This is a genomic window from Pseudomonas sp. AC083 (assembly GCF_979253165.1).
Map to the genome: position 1 here is coordinate 1 of NZ_CEEDDH010000338.1, position 237 is coordinate 237.

1 protein-coding gene is annotated in these 237 nt (G+C 65.0%); it reads right to left on the minus strand.

Annotated elements, in window-relative coordinates:
* On the minus strand, positions 1-237 hold a 237-nt coding region (locus AC0IXA_RS28110; RefSeq protein ID WP_471815013.1), incomplete at both ends, for a hypothetical protein.

Genomic DNA, 237 nt, shown 5'->3' on the forward strand with positions numbered 1-237 from the left:
GTTTCGCTGCAGCTTTAGCCGCAGGTTTTGCTGCCGCTTTGGTTGCCGGGTTGGCAGCGGCCGTGGCGGCAACCGGTTTGGCTGCCGCTTTGGCCGCAGGCTTGGTGGCTGCCGTTTTGGCCGCAGCCTTCGCTGCAGGGTTTGCCGCCGCTTTGGCCAGTGGCTTGGCTGCGGTTTTCTCCGCAGGTTTGGCCGCTGCAGTTTTAGTGGCAGGGTTCGCCGCAGCGGTGTTTGCCG